This window comes from Vibrio brasiliensis LMG 20546 (assembly GCF_000189255.1).
GTDB classification, from domain to species: domain Bacteria; phylum Pseudomonadota; class Gammaproteobacteria; order Enterobacterales; family Vibrionaceae; genus Vibrio; species Vibrio brasiliensis.
In genome coordinates, this window is record NZ_AEVS01000028.1 from 56,122 (window position 1) to 75,702 (window position 19,581).

Annotated in this window: 15 protein-coding genes; 8 read left to right on the plus strand and 7 right to left on the minus strand. The window is 46.1% G+C overall.

Annotation, left to right across the window (positions count from 1 at the left end; genetic code table 11):
- Positions 1-51: 51 nt before the first annotated feature.
- The 3 genes from rsmC to hemL form a co-directional block, all read right to left on the minus strand.
- Positions 52-1,074: a 16S rRNA (guanine(1207)-N(2))-methyltransferase RsmC gene (gene rsmC, locus RH46_RS04900; RefSeq protein ID WP_006878295.1), complete on the minus strand. Its 1,023-nt coding sequence runs from the start codon at positions 1,072-1,074 to the stop codon at positions 52-54.
- A 79-nt stretch (positions 1,075-1,153) separates the two neighbouring features.
- Positions 1,154-2,239, minus strand: coding sequence for an AI-2E family transporter (locus tag RH46_RS04905; protein ID WP_006878296.1), 1,086 nt, complete (start codon positions 2,237-2,239; stop codon positions 1,154-1,156).
- A 259-nt stretch (positions 2,240-2,498) separates the two neighbouring features.
- Positions 2,499-3,791 carry a glutamate-1-semialdehyde 2,1-aminomutase gene (gene hemL, locus RH46_RS04910; RefSeq protein WP_006878297.1) on the minus strand — a complete coding sequence of 431 codons (1,293 nt, stop codon included), beginning with the start codon at positions 3,789-3,791 and terminating at the stop codon, positions 2,499-2,501.
- Between the two features lie 253 nt (positions 3,792-4,044).
- Here hemL and erpA point away from each other — a divergent pair, with 253 nt between their 5' ends.
- From erpA to RH46_RS04925, 3 genes are all read left to right on the plus strand, one after another.
- A complete protein-coding gene (gene erpA, locus RH46_RS04915) occupies positions 4,045-4,386 on the plus strand; it encodes an iron-sulfur cluster insertion protein ErpA (protein ID WP_006878298.1) in 342 nt (113 codons plus the stop codon).
- Between the two features lie 252 nt (positions 4,387-4,638).
- On the plus strand, positions 4,639-5,721 hold the full coding sequence (locus RH46_RS04920; protein WP_040895203.1) for an efflux RND transporter periplasmic adaptor subunit: 1,083 nt from the start codon (positions 4,639-4,641) through the stop codon (positions 5,719-5,721).
- Positions 5,722-5,732: 11 nt separating this feature from the next.
- Positions 5,733-8,849, plus strand: coding sequence for an efflux RND transporter permease subunit (locus tag RH46_RS04925; RefSeq protein WP_006878300.1), 3,117 nt, complete (start codon positions 5,733-5,735; stop codon positions 8,847-8,849).
- A gap of 34 nt (positions 8,850-8,883) precedes the next feature.
- On the opposite strand, the gene RH46_RS04930 is transcribed toward RH46_RS04925, so the two are convergent.
- A complete protein-coding gene (locus RH46_RS04930) occupies positions 8,884-10,170 on the minus strand; it encodes a peptidoglycan DD-endopeptidase ShyC (RefSeq protein ID WP_006878301.1) in 1,287 nt (428 codons plus the stop codon).
- 129 nt (positions 10,171-10,299) lie between these two features.
- Between RH46_RS04930 and tyrS the strand changes: the two genes are divergently transcribed.
- Entirely contained in the window at positions 10,300-11,487 is a 1,188-nt protein-coding gene (gene tyrS / locus RH46_RS04935) for a tyrosine--tRNA ligase (RefSeq protein ID WP_006878302.1), read from the plus strand.
- Positions 11,488-11,914: 427 nt separating this feature from the next.
- Entirely contained in the window at positions 11,915-12,760 is an 846-nt protein-coding gene (locus RH46_RS04940) for a magnesium transporter (RefSeq protein WP_006878303.1), read from the plus strand.
- On the opposite strand, the gene dacB is transcribed toward RH46_RS04940, so the two are convergent.
- Positions 12,739-14,169 (minus strand): serine-type D-Ala-D-Ala carboxypeptidase, encoded by a 1,431-nt coding sequence (gene dacB / locus RH46_RS04945; RefSeq protein ID WP_006878304.1) that lies wholly within the window; start codon positions 14,167-14,169, stop codon positions 12,739-12,741. The two genes, RH46_RS04940 and dacB, sit on opposite strands and share 22 nt — an antisense overlap.
- Positions 14,170-14,273: 104 nt before the next feature.
- A complete protein-coding gene (locus RH46_RS04950) occupies positions 14,274-15,320 on the minus strand; it encodes a porin (protein WP_006878305.1) in 1,047 nt (348 codons plus the stop codon).
- A 533-nt stretch (positions 15,321-15,853) separates the two neighbouring features.
- Here RH46_RS04950 and greA point away from each other — a divergent pair.
- Positions 15,854-16,327: a transcription elongation factor GreA gene (gene greA / locus RH46_RS04955; RefSeq protein WP_006878306.1), complete on the plus strand. Its 474-nt coding sequence runs from the start codon at positions 15,854-15,856 to the stop codon at positions 16,325-16,327.
- 88 nt (positions 16,328-16,415) lie between these two features.
- Here the strand turns inward: greA and yhbY are convergent, their stop codons facing one another.
- Positions 16,416-16,712 (minus strand): ribosome assembly RNA-binding protein YhbY, encoded by a 297-nt coding sequence (yhbY, locus tag RH46_RS04960; protein ID WP_006878307.1) that lies wholly within the window; start codon positions 16,710-16,712, stop codon positions 16,416-16,418.
- A gap of 113 nt (positions 16,713-16,825) precedes the next feature.
- On the opposite strand from yhbY, the gene rlmE reads away from it, so the two are divergent.
- A complete protein-coding gene (gene rlmE / locus RH46_RS04965) occupies positions 16,826-17,455 on the plus strand; it encodes a 23S rRNA (uridine(2552)-2'-O)-methyltransferase RlmE (protein ID WP_006878308.1) in 630 nt (209 codons plus the stop codon).
- Positions 17,456-17,563: 108 nt separating this feature from the next.
- Positions 17,564-19,528 carry an ATP-dependent zinc metalloprotease FtsH gene (ftsH, locus tag RH46_RS04970; RefSeq protein ID WP_006878309.1) on the plus strand — a complete coding sequence of 655 codons (1,965 nt, stop codon included), beginning with the start codon at positions 17,564-17,566 and terminating at the stop codon, positions 19,526-19,528.
- Positions 19,529-19,581 lie beyond the last annotated feature (53 nt).

Sequence of the window (19,581 nt, forward strand, 5' to 3'; positions counted from 1 at the left end):
CTGAGAGAGGGGAGATTATGCCCAATCCTTGCTGAGAATTGGGCAGTAAAGTTACTTCTTCGCGTGATAAATAGCGAATTTGTTGGTCTTATTTAGCGTCTCGCAATTACTGAAAGCCTGCTCAATAATTGGCTGATATTTTAGGAAGCTGTTAGCCACGATAAATAGCTGCCCCTGACTGTTCTGATATTGAGGCGCTTTAGCCAGTAGTGTTTCGGTTGCACTGTAGCTGGTATCTAAACCCGCATGGAAAGGTGGATTACTAATGATGTAATCGTAATCTTTGCTGGTATCAGAGTAGACATCTGAAGCAAAGACGCGGCCAGTTAAGCCATTAGCCGCTAAGGTTGCCTGACTAGAAGCAACGGCTAGAGCGCTGATATCACACATTTCTAGCTCGATAGTTGGATTGAGTAGTGCCATCACTGAGCCGATAACTCCTGCACCACAACCAAAGTCGAGAACTTTGCCTTTCAGTTCAGGCAAGGTGTCCAATAGTAGCTTACTACCGATATCAAACTCACCGTGACTGAATACACCCGGCAAACTCTTGATGGTTAATGTGCTCTCTTTGTAGCTAACCTGATAGGTCTTGTACCAGTCATCCAAGTTGAAAGAGTCTGGAGCCTGAGTACATTGTCCCCAATAAAATGAGCAGCGACGGGCAGAGTCATATTTAGTAATCGGGCCATAGGCCTTAAACATTTTTTCTATGCTTTTGATGCCTGAACGGTTTTCACCAACAACGACGATTTCAGTCTCTGGACCGAGCTTAGCCATTAACATCGCCAACAGAAACTCAGCTTCTGCTTTCGCTTTAGGCCAGTAGAGCAATACCATATCTGCTTGTGTCTGTTGTGAGAACTCTGCACCAAACACACTACTAACCTGAGAGTAAGATTCAAGCTGGCGGTGGTAGCCATAGTTAGTCGTAAAGACTGTGACTGATTGACAGTGGTTAGCCAGTTCGACAGGAAATAGGTCTTCAGCTTCTCCAGCTACAAGAACGTGCTTACCTTCAAAGTAGGCTAGCTGTCGCTGGGCAATTTGGCTTGGCGCGATATAAGCAGACATAAAGAACTCAGTAGAAAAAAATGAGGGAGGATTTTCGCACAATCCTCCCTCATCTTGAAGTAATAAACTGTTTTGCGGGTTAACTACGATCTTGTTGATCTAAGAAGCCCTGGAACTCTTCTTCATAGATATTGAACAACACCATAGTAACGGCAAAGATGATCGGACCGTAGATAAGGCCAATTAAGCCAAATAAGTGTAGACCACCCAGCAGCGAGAAGAAGATCATCAAGGTGTTCATTCCAGCACTACCTTGCATCAGGAACGGACGCAGTAAGTTATCAATTGAACCTACAACAGCGACGCTCCAGACCGTCAGGAAGATAGCCCAGGTCGTATCACCTGTCAGGAACAAGTAGATAGCCGCTGGTATCCAGATTAATGCGGTTCCAACGACAGGAATAAAGGATGCAAAACCCATCATGGTTCCCCAGAAAAGTCCCGGGAAGCCTGCCAGCCACATACCGATACCGCCAGCAAAACCTTGAGCAATAGCAGTCAGGAATGAACCCATCACTGCCGATTTCGCTACCTGTTCAACTTCATCAAGCAGTTTGTCTTCCTGACTACGGGATAGCGGAAGGATATGACGTATTGCACTAATAATTTTGTCGTGATCACGAAGCAGGAAGAACAACACGAACAACATCAGGAAGAAGTCCATCAGGAAGTTGGTTGCGTCACCCAAGATCTTGGCACTGATGCCAACCAGATTACTACCAAAGCTTGTGGCAAACTGAGCAACCTTCTGTGCGATCTCTTGTGGTTCTATAGTGTCAAAAGGTAAGTAAGTATTTACTAGTGATAAGCTCTTCACAACCCAAGGGTGTTCAAAAATGGTCTGGATACCACCGTGTGTGACCCATTGGTAGACATTTTGTGAGAATGCAGAACCTTGTTGCACGATGGCAGCAAAGACAAACAGCAAAGGGAAAACAATGATAAATGTCAGCACAATACATGAGAGCAGTGACACCGTATTTTTGTGTTTTGGCAGTTTTCGTTCAATCCACTCGTGAATAGGGAACATCAACAGTGAGATGATAAAGGCCATCACGATCGAATTGATGTAAGGCTCTACCAGTAAGAAGCAGGCGAACGCTGCAGCCAATAGGGCGATAACAAGTACCCAGTGGCTGGAGGTTATTTTAATTTTATCTGACACAATCTTGTCCAATTGTTTGACGATGTATCAGTATAATGGCTTTAAAACAGGCAGTTATCAATCGAGAATCAGATAAGTATCAGAGGTGAGTCAAAACATGGGATGCTGTGATAATGACAAAGGTTGTAAGTCGGCGGCAAAAAGTAAACCGTCGATACCTTGGTTTGCTTTATTAATGGCAGGGCTAGCGATACTAGTGCTGTACTACTGGCAATAAAAAAGGCTGCGTAATGCAGTCCTTTTTTATTAGTAACTTAAATTAAGCTTCGTTTGCGATGATAGCAAAACAGCGGTCTGCTGCTTCTAATGTCGCTTCGATCTCTTTGCTGCCGTGAGCCAGAGAAGTAAAGCTTGCTTCAAACGCTGATGGAGCAAGGTAAACACCGTGCTCTAGCATTAGGTGGAAGAAGCGCTTAAAGCGTTCGATGTCACACTTAGTCACGTCTTCGTAGCTTGTGATGCTCTCTTGGTCAGTAAAGAAGAAACCGAACATACCACCTACCTGATTTACCACTAGTGGAATGCCGTGGTTACCAGCAAGCTCTTTGAAGCCGTCTGCTAGCTGCTTAGTTTTAGATGCCAGACGCTTTTCGTTGCCTTCTTCTTTCAGAAGATTCAGACATGCGAAGCCTGCCGCCATCGCCACTGGGTTACCAGAAAGGGTACCAGCTTGGTAAACAGGACCGGTTGGAGCGATGTGCTGCATTACTTCTTTACGGCCGCCAAATGCGCCAACTGGCATGCCGCCACCGATCACTTTACCCAGAGTAGTCAGGTCTGGCTTGATGTTGTAGTAACCTTGTGCGCCGCCCAGAGCCACGCGGAAACCAGTCATTACTTCATCAAAAATAAGTAGTGCGCCTTCTTCATCACAGATTTGGCGCAGGCCTTCGTGGAAGCCTTCTACCGGTGGAATACAGTTCATGTTGCCTGCAACAGGTTCAACGATAATACACGCGATTTCACCTTTGTTAGCCGCAAACAATTCACGAACAGAGTCTAAATCGTTGAAGGTTGCAGTTAGTGTGTGCTTAGCAAAGTCTGCTGGAACACCCGGAGAACTTGGCTGACCAAGAGTCAACGCGCCTGAACCCGCTTTAACTAGCAAGCTGTCTGCGTGGCCATGGTAACAACCTTCGAACTTCATGATCTTATCGCGACCTGTGTAACCACGTGCCAGACGAATCGCACTCATGGTCGCTTCTGTACCAGAGCTCACCATACGAATCTGTTCCATTGATGGGACGAGTTCAGACACGAGTTCTGCCATCGCGATTTCCATCTCAGTTGGAGCGCCAAAGCTTAGACCGCGTTGTGCTGCATCAATCACTGCTTCGCGGATTACTGCGTGGTTGTGCCCAAGAATCATTGGCCCCCAAGAACCTACATAATCAATGTACGCTTTGCCGTCAGCATCAAAAATCAGCGGGCCATCTGCTCGCTCAACGAAAATCGGTGCGCCACCAACGCCGTTGAATGCACGTACAGGAGAGTTAACGCCGCCAGGAATAGTCTGTTGCGCTTTCTCGAATAGATCTGCGGATTTGGTCATGGGGTATCCTCTTTTGATTGCTCGGACCAATTTGGCTGGCATTGTACCTGTCGATTCCCATTCAATAAAACGCTTTGCAGCACATTCTGAGTACTTTCACGGCAAATAAAGCAGAATTAGGACAAAAAATCGCTTCAAAAGTGGTGAATACTTGAACGCTTCACTCAGGTATTAGATAATCACCGCTAATATTAAAAGATGAAGTGCCAGATGGTCATGCCAATCTGGACACAGACGACTGAGAGAGATCATCGTGAGCGAAGTAAATATCCCACTAACATTTTCAGATGCAGCGGCTCAGCGAGTAGGTGCATTGATTGCAGAAGAAGAGAATCCGAACCTGAAACTGCGAGTTTACATTACTGGCGGTGGCTGTAGCGGTTTTCAGTATGGTTTTACCTTTGATGAGAACGTTAACGAAGGGGATACAACCATTGTAAACAGTGGTGTGACTCTAGTTGTAGACCCAATGAGCCTGCAGTATTTGGTTGGTGGTCAGGTTGACTACACTGAAGGGCTAGAAGGTTCTCGTTTCTTCGTTAATAACCCTAATGCAACGACAACATGTGGTTGTGGCGCATCATTTAGCGTTTAATTCATTCTGTTTAGGCTGCAGGTCCTCTGTAGCCTATTCTTTCTCCTCTGCCTGCTTTCCTTTACTCATCTATCCAGAAACTGAGATCTAAGATAAATAGTAATTAATGCTATTTTATTTTTGCTTGGTTAATTTATATCCTAATTGATACATTCGTAGCAGGGTTCTGCGAATCGCTATATCGACAACTTACAGCTTTATGTTGCTGTATTTACTTGTTTTGGACGTGATATAGAAATAATAAGGATAGTTATGGCTAGTTTTTCTCCGCTGCGTTTTCTCGCGGTTAGACCTTATCTGGTATCACTAATATTAGTGCTGCTCCTTTCTCTATGGCTTGGAATAGGGATGCTTAACGCTCAAGATTCCACTCCCCACAACGATACTGAAGAGATTCCATTAGCCAAAGTGCAGTTCACCTCCTTTGTCGCTGAAGCAACTCATAAAACCATTGAGCTCTATGGTCGTACGGCACCAAATAAGCAAGCGAAGCTTGGAGCTGAAATTGCAGGAAAAATCACTCAGCTTAAAGTCACCAAAGGGGACAGCGTCCAACAAGGACAAGAGATCGCTCTTATTGATAAAGGTGACTTAGACATTCAGCTTCAGCGTGCGCAGGCATTACTTAAGGTTAAAGAGAAAGAGTTCAAAGCGGCGCAATCTCTCAAAAGCAAAGGCCTGCAAGGTGAAGTGGCATTCAGCACAGCACAGGCTGGTTTAGTTGAAGCTAAAGCTATGGTAAGTAATGCCAGAATTGCTTTGCGTAATACTTCTGTCAAAGCCCCGTTTACTGGCATCGTTGATCATTTATTTATTGAAAAAGGCGACTTTGTCGGTGTCGGCGATCCTGTCGCCACCTTGCTTGATTTAAGCCAGATTGTTATTGAAGCGGACGTCAGTGAGCGACATATTCAAGCGCTACAACTTAACCAAGAGGCGAGTATTCGCTTTATTAATGGTAGTGAGGCGGTTGGTAAAGTTCGATACATCTCGCGAGTTTCGTCACCCGCGACCAATACCTTTCCTATTGAGATTGAACTCGCAAATCCGGGGCAGAAAATTCCGGCAGGTGTGAGTGCTGAAGTCGGTTTGAATCTGCAGGATCAGCTAGCGGTAAAGATTACTCCTGCAATGTTGGCATTGGATGAGGCAGGTAACTTAGGGGTAAAAACTTTAGTGGCTAAGCATGTAAAGTTTGTTCCGATTCAACTGGTTAAAGCAGAGCAAGACGGTGTGTGGCTGACGGGATTAGGTGAGCAAGTTGACATCATCACGACAGGGCAGGGTTTCGTGCGCGACGGTGATGCGGTTATCGCGACCGAGCAAAGTAGATAGGAGCCCGCACTATGTTTGCATTGATTGATGCGGCACTGTCTCGCACAAGAACCATGATGGTACTTTTGGTGTTCATTCTTCTCGCTGGAGCGGGGACTTATGTCACCATCCCGAAAGAGTCGAGCCCGGATATTACCATTCCGATTATCTACGTTTCGGTTGGTCACCAGGGGATTTCGCCTTCAGATGCCGAGCGATTGCTAGTTCGACCTATCGAACAAGAGCTGAGAGCAATTGAAGGTGTTAAAGAGATGACTTCGACAGCGTCTGAAGGCCATGCTTCAGTGATGCTCGAGTTCAGCGTCGGTGTTGACCTTAATAAGGCGATGGCGGATGTTCGTGAAGCCGTCGACTTAGCTAAACCTAAATTGCCGAGTGACAGTGACGAACCGACGGTTAACGAAGTCACCTTAGCTTCAGAAGAGCCTGCACTTTCAATTGTACTTTACGGCACGGTGCCTGAACGCACCATTGTTCAGGTCGCACGCCAGTTAAGAGATAAGCTGGAAAGCTATCGTCAGATCCTTGAAGTCGATATTGCCGGTGATCGAGAAGACATCGTAGAGATCATCGTCGATCCACTGTTGATGGAAAGCTATGGTCTCGATCAGGGTGACATTTACAACCTGATTGCACTCAACAACCGAGTGGTAGCGGCCGGTTTTGTTGATACTGGCTATGGTCGCTTTTCGGTAAAAGTCCCGTCAGTATTTGACTCACTAAAAGATGTGTTAGAACTACCTGTCAAAGTCGAGGGTAAGCAAGTTATTACCTTTGGTGATGTGGCAACGGTAAGACGAGCATTTCGCGACCCGGAGAGCTATGCCCGTTTGGATGGCAAATCCGCAGTCGTACTGGATGCCAAGAAACGTGCTGGAGAAAATATTATTGAGACAGTCGCGTTAATCAAGGCGGTATTGGAACAAGCGCAGCAGCGTCCAGACTGGCCGAATAACCTGATGGTCAAATATACTTGGGATCAGTCGAAAGACGTTAAGATGATGCTGAGTGATCTGCAGAACAATATCTTATCTGCCATCATTTTGGTGGTGATTGTGATTATCGCGATTCTTGGCGTACGCACTGCGCTGCTGGTGGGTATATCGATTCCGGGCTCTTTCCTGACCGGTTTATTAGTCCTGTCAGTATTTGGACTCACCATCAATATCGTGGTGCTGTTCTCGCTAATTATGGCGGTCGGTATGCTGGTGGACGGAGCCATTGTTGTCACTGAGTTTGCTGACCGAAGGATGCAGGAAGGGACTCCGAGGCGAGAAGCGTATCGGGATGCCGCTAAACGCATGGCGTGGCCAATCACGGCTTCGACGGCCACGACATTAGCAGCGTTCGCGCCGCTATTATTCTGGCCTGACGTCACTGGCGAATTTATGAAGTACCTGCCTTTGACTCTGATCGCTACGTTAAGTGCCTCTCTGGCAATGGCGCTGTTACTGGTTCCTGTGCTGGGTAGTCTTATTGGTCGACCACAGCATGTGACTAAAGCGCAGCGAGAAAAAATGGTTGCTCTGCATGATGGTGATTTCTCTAAGGCGACAGGCATTACTAAACTCTATTTCCATACCTTGGATATTGCGTTAAAGCATCCGCTAAAAATCCTTTTCAGTGCGATTCTACTCGCGATAGGTGTGGGCTTTACCTATGCCAAAGCCGGACTGGGTGCAGAGTTTTTCCCCGAAGTCGATCCCCCTTTCTTCACCGTAAAAGTGCGCTCTTATGGTGACCTGTCATTAGACGAAAAAGATGTCATTATGCGTGATATCGAATCTGTCATGCTGGGCCACGATGAGTTTGAAAGTGTCTACACTCGCACTGGTGGTGATGACGAGATTGGACAGATCCAGATTACACCCGTTGATTGGCAGTATCGTCGTAAGGTCAAAGAGATCATCGAAGAGCTCAAGCAACAAACGGATAATTACGCAGGAGTGGAAATTGAGTATAAGTTCCCTGATGCGGGTCCTCCGGTCGAGCATGATTTAGTTATTGAGATGTCCGCGCGTATACCGAGCCAGTTAGATGCAGCTGCCAAACAGGTCAGACACTGGGCAGACAACTACCCGGCATTCACCAACTTAAGCGACACCTCAAGTAAAGAGGGGATTGACTGGCAGATTGATATTCGTCGTGACGATGCATCCCGCTTTGCTGCCGATGCAACTCTGGTCGGTAACACGGTTCAGTTTGTCACTAATGGCCTGAAAATTGGTGACTATCTCCCGGATGATGCCACCGAAGAGGTCGACATCTTAGTACGCTATCCGCAAGAGAAGCGCGATATTGGACGCTTTGATCAACTGCGTGTGAAAACCCCGGCTGGTTTAGTACCGATTACTAACTTCGCAACGATTGTTCCAGAACATAAGCAGGACACTATCCGCCGTATTGATGGCCATCGGGTGATCAATATTATGGCGGATATGAAAGAGGGCTATAATCTGGCGCTCGAATTGCCAAAGATTGAACAGGCGGTGGCAGAGTTAGGCTTACCAAATGGGGTCGAGTTCAAAATCCGCGGTCAGAATGAAGAGCAGGAAAACTCCTCTGCCTTCTTGCAGAACGCTTTCTTAGTGGCTTTGGTGGTTATGGCACTGATTCTGATCACGCAGTTTAACAGCTTCTATCAAGCCTTCTTGATCCTTAGTGCGGTGCTGTTTTCTACCGTAGGGGTATTTGTTGGCCTTCTGATTTTCCAGAAACCGTTCGGCATTATTATGTCGGGGATTGGGGTAATCGCTCTGGCTGGGATCGTGGTTAACAACAATATTGTCTTGATCGATACCTACAATCAGTTACTTAAACGCGGTTTAGATAAACGCGAAGCGATTCTGCGTACCGGTGTACAACGTCTTCGTCCGGTAATGCTGACAACCGTCACGACGATATTAGGTCTGTTACCTATGGTATTGGAGATGAACATTGACCTGATTAACCAGAAGATCGAGTTTGGTGCGCCAAGTACTCAGTGGTGGTCGCAACTGGCGACGGCGGTAGCGGGAGGATTGGCATTCGCAACCGTATTAACTCTGGTACTCACTCCCTGCTTGCTGATGTTGGGCAGGGTGCACAAGGTCGAAGAGCAAGCTAATACGATTATTGAAGCTGAATAAACAACAAAGGCCCGTATGATACGGGCCTTTGTTTTTATGGTGTTGCGAGTAACTCACCGTAGCGATCTAATTTGTCGAGGCGAATCTTGGCATTGGCAATAAAGGTTGTTTTGGCTTTGCCAGTCAGAGACTTAGATTGTGGCAGTTTGACCGTTCTGGCGTTTTTGTGCACGCCGTTAACCAGGAATTCATAGTGTAGGTGAGGTCCCGTCACACGTCCTGTACCACCCAGAGTACCAATGGTCTGGCCCTGTTTAACGCGCTGGCCTGTTTTCACGGTACGCTTGGTTAAGTGAAGGTACTTGGTAATGTAGGTATTACTGTGTTTGATAAACACATAGTTACCGTTGAACTGGTTGTAACTCGACTTCTGAACAATACCGTCACCCGCAGCCCAAATCGGTGTACCGACTGGCGCCGCGTAGTCTGTACCGCGGTGCGCACGCACTTTACCTGTAACTGGGTGGCGGCGAGTAGGGTTGAAGTTAGACGTCACGCGGCGGAAATCGAGCGGAGAACGTAGGAAGGCTTTCTTCATAGCACGTCCATTCTCATCATAATAGTTGCCTGTCTTATCATCTAAGATGGCTTTAAAGGTATCACCCTGGTTGGTGAAAATCGCAGCGATGATTCTTCCCCGGCCTACGACTTCACCTTCAACGACTTTTTCCTGATAGAGAATTCTGAAGTTATCACCACTACGAATATCGAGAGCGAAGTCGATATCCCAACCGAAAATACCAGCCAGCTCCATAATCTGGTTTGCGGTCAATCCTGCATTCATACCAGCGTTCCAGAAGTTAGAGGTAATATCCGCTTCTGCATAGTTGTACTGGTAATGGACTTCTTTTTTATCGATTGAAGAGCTGTAGCCTTTGTCGGACTTAGTGACAAGGAAGGTCTCGTAGGCGTTGATTTTGCGTTTAATCTGAATCAGTTGATTATCAGCATCAAAGCCCAGTTCGAATGCATCACCGGGTTTAACTCGGGTGAGCTGGCGTTCGATATCTTTATTGGTTGAAGTGAGCTGATAGAGCAAACGAGAAGAGAGGCCGGCACGTTGGAATAGCAGGGCCATACTGTCACCAGAACCAATAGTGTGTTTCTCCCAGCGTAAAACCGCCATTGGGGGCACAGATTCTTGTAGCGCAAGTTGTTTAGCATCAATCGATAACGGGTAGGCCTTGCCTACTTGATAGTTGCTCTCTTCCTGACGGAGATCTTTAGGAGCAGGTAAGAATAGCGCGATAACAATAAATGCACTGAAAAAGGCGATAAGGGCTCGATGAATCCAAGGTAGTCGAGCGAAAAGAGACAACATCTTATGTCCGTTCTAAAAAATTCAGTAAAAAAGCTTAGCTGTTTAGTCTAACTGGTTTCAAAAAGCATCGCTATTCAAGTAAGATGGCAAACTAACAAATTTTTGCCAAATCTGTGGGAGTGAACAAGAATGGCGAGCATTGAAGCTGCACTAGCCGAGATTAAGCGCGGTGTTGATGAACTGATTCCAGAAGAAGAACTGATTGCTAAGCTGAAAGAGGGTCGTCCTCTTCGCATTAAATTAGGTGCCGATCCAACGGCTCCTGATATCCACTTGGGCCATACTGTTATTTTTAACAAGTTGCGTGCATTTCAGGAACTAGGTCACGACGTTACCTTCCTGATCGGCGACTTTACCGCAATGGTTGGTGACCCAACAGGTAAAAACAGCACTCGTCCTCCTTTAAGCCGTGAAGATGTGCTGCGCAATGCGGAAACGTATAAAGAGCAAGTATTCAAGATCTTAGATCCAGCTAAGACCAAAATTCAGTTTAACTCTGAGTGGTTATCTGAGCTGGGTGCTGAAGGTATGATTCGTCTGGCGGCGAACCAGACAGTTGCGCGTATGCTAGAACGTGATGACTTTAAGAAGCGCTATGCAGGCGGTCAGCCAATTGCTATCCATGAGTTTATGTATCCACTCCTACAAGGTTATGACTCAGTAGCAATGGAAACTGACGTTGAGCTAGGCGGTACTGACCAGAAGTTCAATCTGCTAATGGGTCGTGAGCTGCAAAAAGCCAACGGTCAAAAGCCACAGGTTGTACTAATGATGCCACTTCTCGTTGGTCTGGACGGCGAGAAGAAGATGTCTAAGTCGGCGAATAACTACATTGGTATCAGCGAAGCGCCAAGTGAGATGTTCGGTAAGATCATGTCTATCTCAGATGACCTGATGTGGAACTACTATGACCTGCTGTCATTCCGTCCACTAGACGAAGTTGCTCAACTGAAAGCAGACGTTGCTGCGGGTCAGAACCCACGTGACGTTAAAGTGGCACTAGCGAAAGAGATCATCGCTCGTTTCCATAGCCAGGCTGACGCAGATGCTGCAGAGCAAGAGTTCGTAAACCGTTTTGCCAAGAACCAAATCCCTGACGAGATGCCAGAGTTTGAGTTCGAAGCGGGTCTACCAGTGAGTAACCTTCTTAAAGAAGCTGCACTATGTGCATCTACGTCAGAAGCGATGCGTATGGTTAAGCAGGGCGCAGCTAAGATTGACGGCGAGAAAGTGGCTGACTCTAAGTTTGCGCCACAAGCAGGTACCTACGTATTCCAGGTTGGTAAGCGTAAGTTTGCTCGTATTACGATCAAATAGTAATTAATTGAAATTACTGTGAATTAAAGCGCCTTTCAGGCGCTTTTTTTATGTTTGTTAGCTAACTTATAGTCAGGTCAAATGTTACTCATTTTTTTTGCAAAATTGACTGGTTTTCGCTGGTGAGTTTGTTACTATGCCCCCGCTGCCAGCTAGGCAGTTTATTCGGAGACTTTTATGAACAATATCGACCATCCTCCTAGTATGAAAGGGGAAAAATAATCCGCTTCGGTATTGTCGTCTCACGTCTCTGCCTTAGTGGTAGAGCATCTTTTCTTTCGAATAGCATCCTCACGTTTTTCTCCTCTAAATTCTAGAATCAACACAGTATCTTCACTTGCGTAATGGCGGGTGATGTCCGCATATTATTTGCCAATAAATCGCTGTGTTTGATGGTCGTTACCTACTGCCAATCGGGAGATTCGCCATGACGGTAATGAGCAATACTTATATCGAAAACACTCCGCACTTTTCTCATGAAGAGATCGGTGCAGCTCGTAATGCTTTTTTGCAGTACGAGCAACAACAGCAGGTTCACCTGCTGACTGTGATGCCAGTTGAAGAAGCAGTCGCGATTTTACATCACTGCTCTGTTGGTTATGTACAACGGCTGATATCAGCATTAGAAGTTGAGGGGCATGACAAATTGGCGCGTCATTACGCGCATCAGCTTGGCTTTATCCATTCTGAAGTAGAAACGTCGAGCAGCTATCTTGATACCTCAGTAATAGGGCATGTTAAACAGCGCATTGGCTGGATCATTTCTCTGGCACTGCTGGGAATCGTTTCTGGCCTGATTATCTCTCATTATGAAGATACGTTGAGTCAACTGGTTCTGTTAGCGATCTACATGCCGGTGATTGCTGCTGCAGGTGGTAATACCGGGACTCAGGCGGCGACACTTGTGATTCGAGCATTGGCCACTGGTGAGCTTAGAAAACGTCAATGGCTAGCGGTATTTTGGAAAGAGAGCAGAGTCGCGCTCTGCTTAGCGTTAGCGATTGCTTTGGTGATTGTTGGTCGGATTCTGCTTTTCAGTGACGCGAGTGGTACCGGCGGTTTTGAGCTCAATACCATCGCCTTAGCTATTGCGGTGGCACTGTTTATTCAGGTGACCATGTCGACCACATTAGGCGGTCTGCTGCCGATTCTGGCGCGCGCATTTAAACTGGACCCAGCAGTATTAGTGAGCCCAGTGTTAGCCTCAATCGTCGATATATCGGGGATGTGGATTTACTTCACGGTTGTGAACTACTTTTTAGGCATTGCCTGACTAAATCTCACCACATCCTGATAGAACAGGGTTTCAAACTTAGTAATAGGAGCGATGGTCGGTGGAGCATCGCTCTTTACTTTTGGTGGGTGGTAGTCGGCAACAAACTGAACAAACAGAGTGCTCGGGTTACCATTCTTATCTAAGCCATAACCTGCCATGTTGTAGCTACCATAGAGAGAACCGCTTTTCGCGATCAGCTCTCCCTTTACAGGGGACTTACGCATACTGCGACGATACTTAAGCGTACCGTTAGTGCCAGATTTTGGCATCAGGGCAATCAGCCCCAGTTGTTGATCATTTTTCCAGATATAACGCAGTACAGCCGCCATATTCTGACTGGTAAAACGGTTGTTACGTGATAAACCTGAACCGTCCGCCATTGGGGTATGCTGTAAATCTATGCCGGTGTTAGCGAAAAGGATCTGTTTGATCGCCTCAGTACCGTTAGCAAAGCTGCCAGCCTGAACAAAAAACTTAGCACCCAGAGTTTTAGTTAAATTATCAGCAATCAGGTTGTCCGATTTTTTTAGCATTGTCTCAAGCAACTCTGGCAGATCTGCCGACTGATGGGTTGCCAATACTTTTCCCTGTTGTTGTGGGGCACCGATTTTAATGCTGCCTGCCAGTTCAATATCGAGCTGGTTAAGTAGAGTGTGGACAATACGCTGGGTATAAAGTGCCGGATCTTGCACGGCGAACTTTAATGGCAGAGGCTTGCTACGGCTCTGTAAGCAGCCTTGAAGCTGATAGTGATTGTCAGGTGAGGAAAGCAACTCTAAATCACATTGAGAGCCCTCTTGCTCAGCTTTAGAGACAGTTTTAGCTTGTGTGGTAACGTAAATTGGCTGATGTTCAGGAACATAAACCCGAGTTTTGCCATCTTGCTGGGTGTAGATCGAGGCCTGCACACAGTTTTCATCCAATGAGATAGCGCTGGCAGGCGCGCTATAACATACACCAAGAATATCCCATGGCCAGCCAACAGCACGCTCATAACCAGTGAAAGCACTGTTATCGAGCCACAGATCGCCTTCAATACGTTTTAACCCTTTACCGCGAGCCTGAGTAAACAGTTGTTTTAGATCGGCGGTAGACAAGGTTGGGTCACCGCTAAAACGAATGACACTATCTTTGCCCACTTTTTCCAGCTTGGTCTGGTAATGAAATTGGTCTCCCAGCTCTAATTTAGCGGCAAGCGCAGTGACAATTTTCAGTGTGCTGGCTGGTGGAAAAAGTTGATTCTGGTTAGCGGATTGCTGGTAATGTTGCTGCTCTTGTAGGCTATCAACACGCAGCGCTGCCCGGCTGCCTAACGGCAATTCGTTTAATGGCGCGTAAGCGGATACTTGCGAAGATAAAGTTGTCGCCGCAAAAACGAGTAGTGAGATAAAAACTGAGCGTTGCATAGTGATAGAGTTCGCAAGTCGTGGGCCAGAAAGAAGAGTATAGCGAGTAAAAAAAACGCCCGCTATAGAGCGGGCGTCTTAGATTCTTGACTGAAGGTCAGGAATTAGAAGTCGTAACGTAGACCTAGAGCGATCTCGTCTTCAGCGTCTGCTTTAGTTGCAGTGCCGTTAGCACCAACTTTACCGTATGCGTCGCCTTCACTGATTAGGTTGAAGTTGTACGATACGTAACCGCGGAAGTTAGGCTTGAAGTAGTAAGTTGCATCGATAGCTACGTTATCAGCAGAAGTTTCGCTGTCTGTTTCTGCATTGTTGTAAGTTGCAGTGAAAACAGTTTTGTCTAGCGTGTAAGCTGTTGCAAATTCGTAACCAGTGTAATCTGCGTTCTCTTCAGCAAGCTGACCATCAGTGAAAGTACCTGCGAAGTAGAAATCGCTGATTGCGTATGATGCCGCAAGCATGTATTCGTTCTGCTCTTGAGCACCAGAGTATTGGCTAGCGTAACCACCACCAAGTTTCACACCAGTGTCGCCGATAGCGTAGATTGCAGATAGAGAGTAACCATCAGCATCGTTATCACCGTATGAAGCTACAGCTTCGTTACCAGTAGCAACATTACCAGCAGCGTTTAGCTCTGTGCGGTCAGCAAAACGGTAGCTAGCTTTAACGCCTAGGTCAGCAAATTGGCCTTTGTAAGAGATCATGTTGTCTGCACGGTCAGCTACGTTGATTTTCATTGCAGCAGAGTTACCGTGGTAAGCCATGATATCAGTAAAGTCAGTGATAACGCCTAGTGCACCATCGTTTTTACCGTAAGTGATTTCACCGAATGCACCACCTAGACCAGCGTACGCGTAACGGTTAGTTAGGCTGTCGCTGTTGCTGTCGGTTTCACCGCCGTTATCAGCAGTAGTGAATTCACCTTCGTAGAAACCTACGCCGTATAGGCCGTCAGTGATTTGAGCTTTACCTAGGAAGTTTAGACGTACGCGTGAGTTGTCTTCTGCTTTGCCATCTTTAAGAGATAGACGCGCTTCAGCACGGCCGCCCATTTCGATAGAGTTACCGTCTTGGCTGTAGATTTCTGCCGCGTTTGCGCCAGTTGCCACTGCTGCAGCTGAAACTGCTAGAGCAATCAGAGTTTTGTTCATCTTATTAGTCCTAATTTACTGTCCATAAATAGTTGTTTTGCGAGTGATGACTCACTAACGGTCATCCTCTTACTAATGCCACCATGAATCAATGCTCATATGTAAGACTTCTGTCATAAATACCCAGCACCGATGACTCATAAGCGAGCAATTGGTGAGCAATGTTGTACCGCTAAAGTTCCGCTGGTAGGTAGTAAAACGATATAAAACACCTTTTTGAACACTGTTTTATTTAAGGTTAAAAAATATCAAGTGTTTGATTTTATTGATTTAGGCTTGGTTGTTGAATTTGTTGTCATTAAGAATTGTTTTAGTTTTTTTATTAACTGTTGGATCGATTGAGTGTTTTTAGACAACCTAAAACGGTGCGGAAAGTCAGTTAAAAGCAAGGTTTGTTTACGCTGATGGATTTAAGATGATTTAGTTTCCAAGTTTGTTTACACTAGAAGAAATTGATTAGTTAACTCACTACCTAATCCAGTGGATTGGGTAGTTTTGTTTTGTCCAAAGATTGCTTTGGAATGAGGTACATAATGGAAAAAGTCCCAATGACATTGCGTGGCGAACAAAAGCTACGTGAAGAACTAGAAAGACTATTGAAGCTTCGCCCACAGATTTCTGAAGCGATTGCTGAGGCTCGTGAACTGGGTGACCTTAAAGAGAACGCGGAATACCACGCTGCACGTGAAGAGCAGGGTATTTGTGAAGCTCAGATTCGTGATATCGAGTACAAGCTGTCTGTAGCACAAGTTATCGATGTGACTAAAATGGACAACACAGGTAAGGTAATCTTCGGTTCAACAGTGACTCTGATTGACTGTGACACTGAAGAAGAGAAAACTTACCAAATCGTAGGTGATGATGAAGCCGATATTAAAGCAGGCCGCATCTCAGTAAGTTCACCTATCGCGCGTGGTCTGATTGGTAAGATGGAAGGCGATGAAGTCGTAATTTCTACACCAGGCGGTGAACGCGATTTCGAAATCGACAGCGTAGAATACATCTAAGCCTTGATTGCGAGAGCAATCTTCGAGAGCCTAGAAAGCAAAAAGGTCGCAGCAGCGACCTTTTTTTGATGTTGCTATTGGCTAGCAATTATTTACGTGGAAGTTCGATTTTACGATCTTCAGTTTGACGGTACAGAACAAGAGTTTTACCAATTACCTGTACTTTTTCAGCGCCAGTTTCACGTACAATAGCATCAATGATCAGACCTTTAGTCTCACGGTCTTCTGAGGCTACTTTGATTTTGATTAGCTCATGGTGGTTAAGAGCAATTTCAATTTCCGCCAGAACAGCTTCAGTTAGTCCATTTGCGCCCATAAGCACAACAGGTTTTAGACTGTGCGCTAGGCCTTTTAGATGCTGCTTTTGTTTAGTGCTTAGGTTCATTACGCGGCCAATTTTCTTTACTATAAGGGTTGAAAAATACCATTTTAACGCCATCTAACCGTGAAGACTATAATTTATTGGGTTAGTTGCTCCCTCTATCTGTTAGGTAACGAATGAGTAAACAAAAACACTCGGCCAGCTCGGGCCGCTGGTTGAAAGAACATTTTGATGATAAGTACGCCAACGAAGCGAGAAAAAAAGGCTATCGTTCTCGTGCTTATTTCAAGATGGAAGAGATCCAAACCAAGGATAAATTGCTAAAACCTGGTATGACAGTTGTCGATTTGGGCGCTGCGCCAGGTGGATGGTCGCAATATGCTGCTAAGATTGTAGGTGAGGAAGGGCAAATTATTGCTTGTGACTTATTACCTATGGATCCGATCGCTGGTGTTAGCTTCCTCCAAGGCGATTTTCGTGAAGAAGCAGTACTCGAGGCTCTACTTGATAGAATCCAACCTTCAATGGTCGATGTTGTGATGTCTGATATGGCACCGAACATTGCAGGTAACAACTCAGTAGATCAGCCAAGAGCTATGTATTTAGTTGAATTGGCTTTAGATATGTGTCGACAAGTTCTAGCCCCTAATGGTAGCTTTGTTGTAAAGGTTTTCCAGGGGGAAGGCTTCGATCAGTTTGTGAAAGAAGTCCGAGACACTTTTAAAGCCGTAAAAATCAGAAAACCAGACTCATCGCGAGCTCGCTCACGAGAAGTCTTTGTTGTAGCCACTGGTTACAAAGGTTAACTATTTTGCCCTTTGATGGGCAGGTTAACACTATAGCTACAGGTTATAAACTGTAGTACCCTACCTTTAATTACAATTAGTTATCGAGAGGCTGACACCTTGAGTGACATGGCAAAAAATTTAATTCTGTGGCTTGTTATCGCCGTCGTATTGATGTCGGTTTTCCAGAGCTTTGGCCCTGGAGAGAGCAATGGCAGAGCGGTGGATTACACCACGTTTGTACAGGAAGTTGGCCAAGGCCAGATTCAGGAAGCAACTTTTAAAGACGGTGAAATCTCTTTCACACGTCGTGGCGGCGGCGCGCGTTATGTTACTTACATGCCAGTCTACGACCAGAAGCTACTTGATGACCTAATTAACCAGAATGTGAAAGTACAGGGCACACCTCCAGAAGAGCAAAGCCTGTTAGGTACTATCTTCATCTCTTGGTTCCCTATGATCTTACTGATCGGTGTATGGATTTTCTTCATGCGTCAGATGCAAGGCGGTGGCGGCAAAGGCGCTATGTCTTTCGGTAAGAGTAAAGCTCGCATGATGAGCGAGGAACAAATTAAGACGACTTTTGCAGACGTTGCTGGCTGTGATGAAGCAAAAGAAGACGTTAAAGAACTTGTAGATTACCTACGTGATCCAAGCCGTTTCCAGAAACTGGGCGGTAAGATCCCTACAGGTGTTCTGATGGTTGGTCCTCCAGGTACAGGTAAAACTCTACTTGCTAAGGCAATCGCTGGTGAGGCGAAAGTACCATTCTTCACTATCTCTGGTTCTGACTTTGTTGAAATGTTCGTTGGTGTTGGTGCATCTCGTGTACGTGACATGTTCGAACAAGCGAAGAAAGCGGCACCTTGTATCATCTTCATCGATGAGATCGATGCGGTTGGTCGTCAACGTGGTGCTGGTGTTGGTGGTGGTCACGATGAACGTGAGCAGACACTTAACCAAATGCTAGTTGAAATGGATGGTTTCGAAGGTAACGAAGGTATCATCGTTATCGCCGCGACTAACCGTCCTGACGTACTTGACCCAGCCCTGCTTCGTCCTGGTCGTTTCGACCGTCAGGTTGTCGTTGGTCTACCAGATGTACGTGGCCGTGAGCAGATCCTTAAAGTTCACATGCGTAAAGTTCCTCTGGCAGGTGACGTAGAGCCATCGCTGATCGCACGTGGTACACCGGGCTTCTCTGGTGCAGACCTTGCGAACCTTGTTAATGAAGCGGCTCTATTTGCAGCTCGTGGCAACAAGCGCAACGTATCTATGGTTGAGTTCGAACTTGCGAAAGACAAGATCATGATGGGTGCAGAGCGCCGCTCTATGGTTATGTCTGAAGAGACTAAAGAATCAACGGCTTACCACGAAGCGGGTCACGCTATTGTTGGTCGTCTGGTTCCTGAACACGATCCAGTGTACAAAGTGTCGATCATTCCACGTGGCCGTGCTCTTGGTGTGACTATGTATCTACCTGAGCAAGATCGTGTGAGCATGTCTCGTCAGCATCTTGAGTCAATGATCTCTAGTCTATACGGCGGTCGTCTGGCTGAAGAACTGATTTACGGCGCAGACAAAGTATCGACTGGTGCGTCTAACGATATCGAACGCGCTACTGATATTGCACGTAAAATGGTTACTCAGTGGGGCTTCTCTGAAAAACTTGGTCCTCTTCTTTACGCAGAAGATGAAGGCGAAGTGTTCTTGGGCCGTAGTGTAACTCAGACTAAGCATATGTCTGATGACACCGCTAAGCTGATCGATGATGAAGTTCGTCACTTAATCGATACTAACTATGCTCGTGCTAAGCAGATCCTTGAAGACAACATGGATATCATGCATGCGATGAAAGATGCGCTGATGAAGTACGAAACCATCGATGCTGGTCAGATTGATGACCTGATGGAGCGTAAAGCAGATATTCGTGAGCCTGCTGGTTGGGCTGACAGCGCAAGCAACAAGTCAGAAGCCAAGCCTGAAGCGGAAGAGAAAAGCGAAAAGCAAGACTCTGAAGTGAAAGAAGAGCAGCAGACAACTTCTCAAGAGCAATCTTCAGCTGAAGCAGCAGAGAAAAAAGACTCTGAATAATTGAGTTTTGAAAACAAACCCCGAGGCAACTCGGGGTTTTTGTGTTTAAGGTC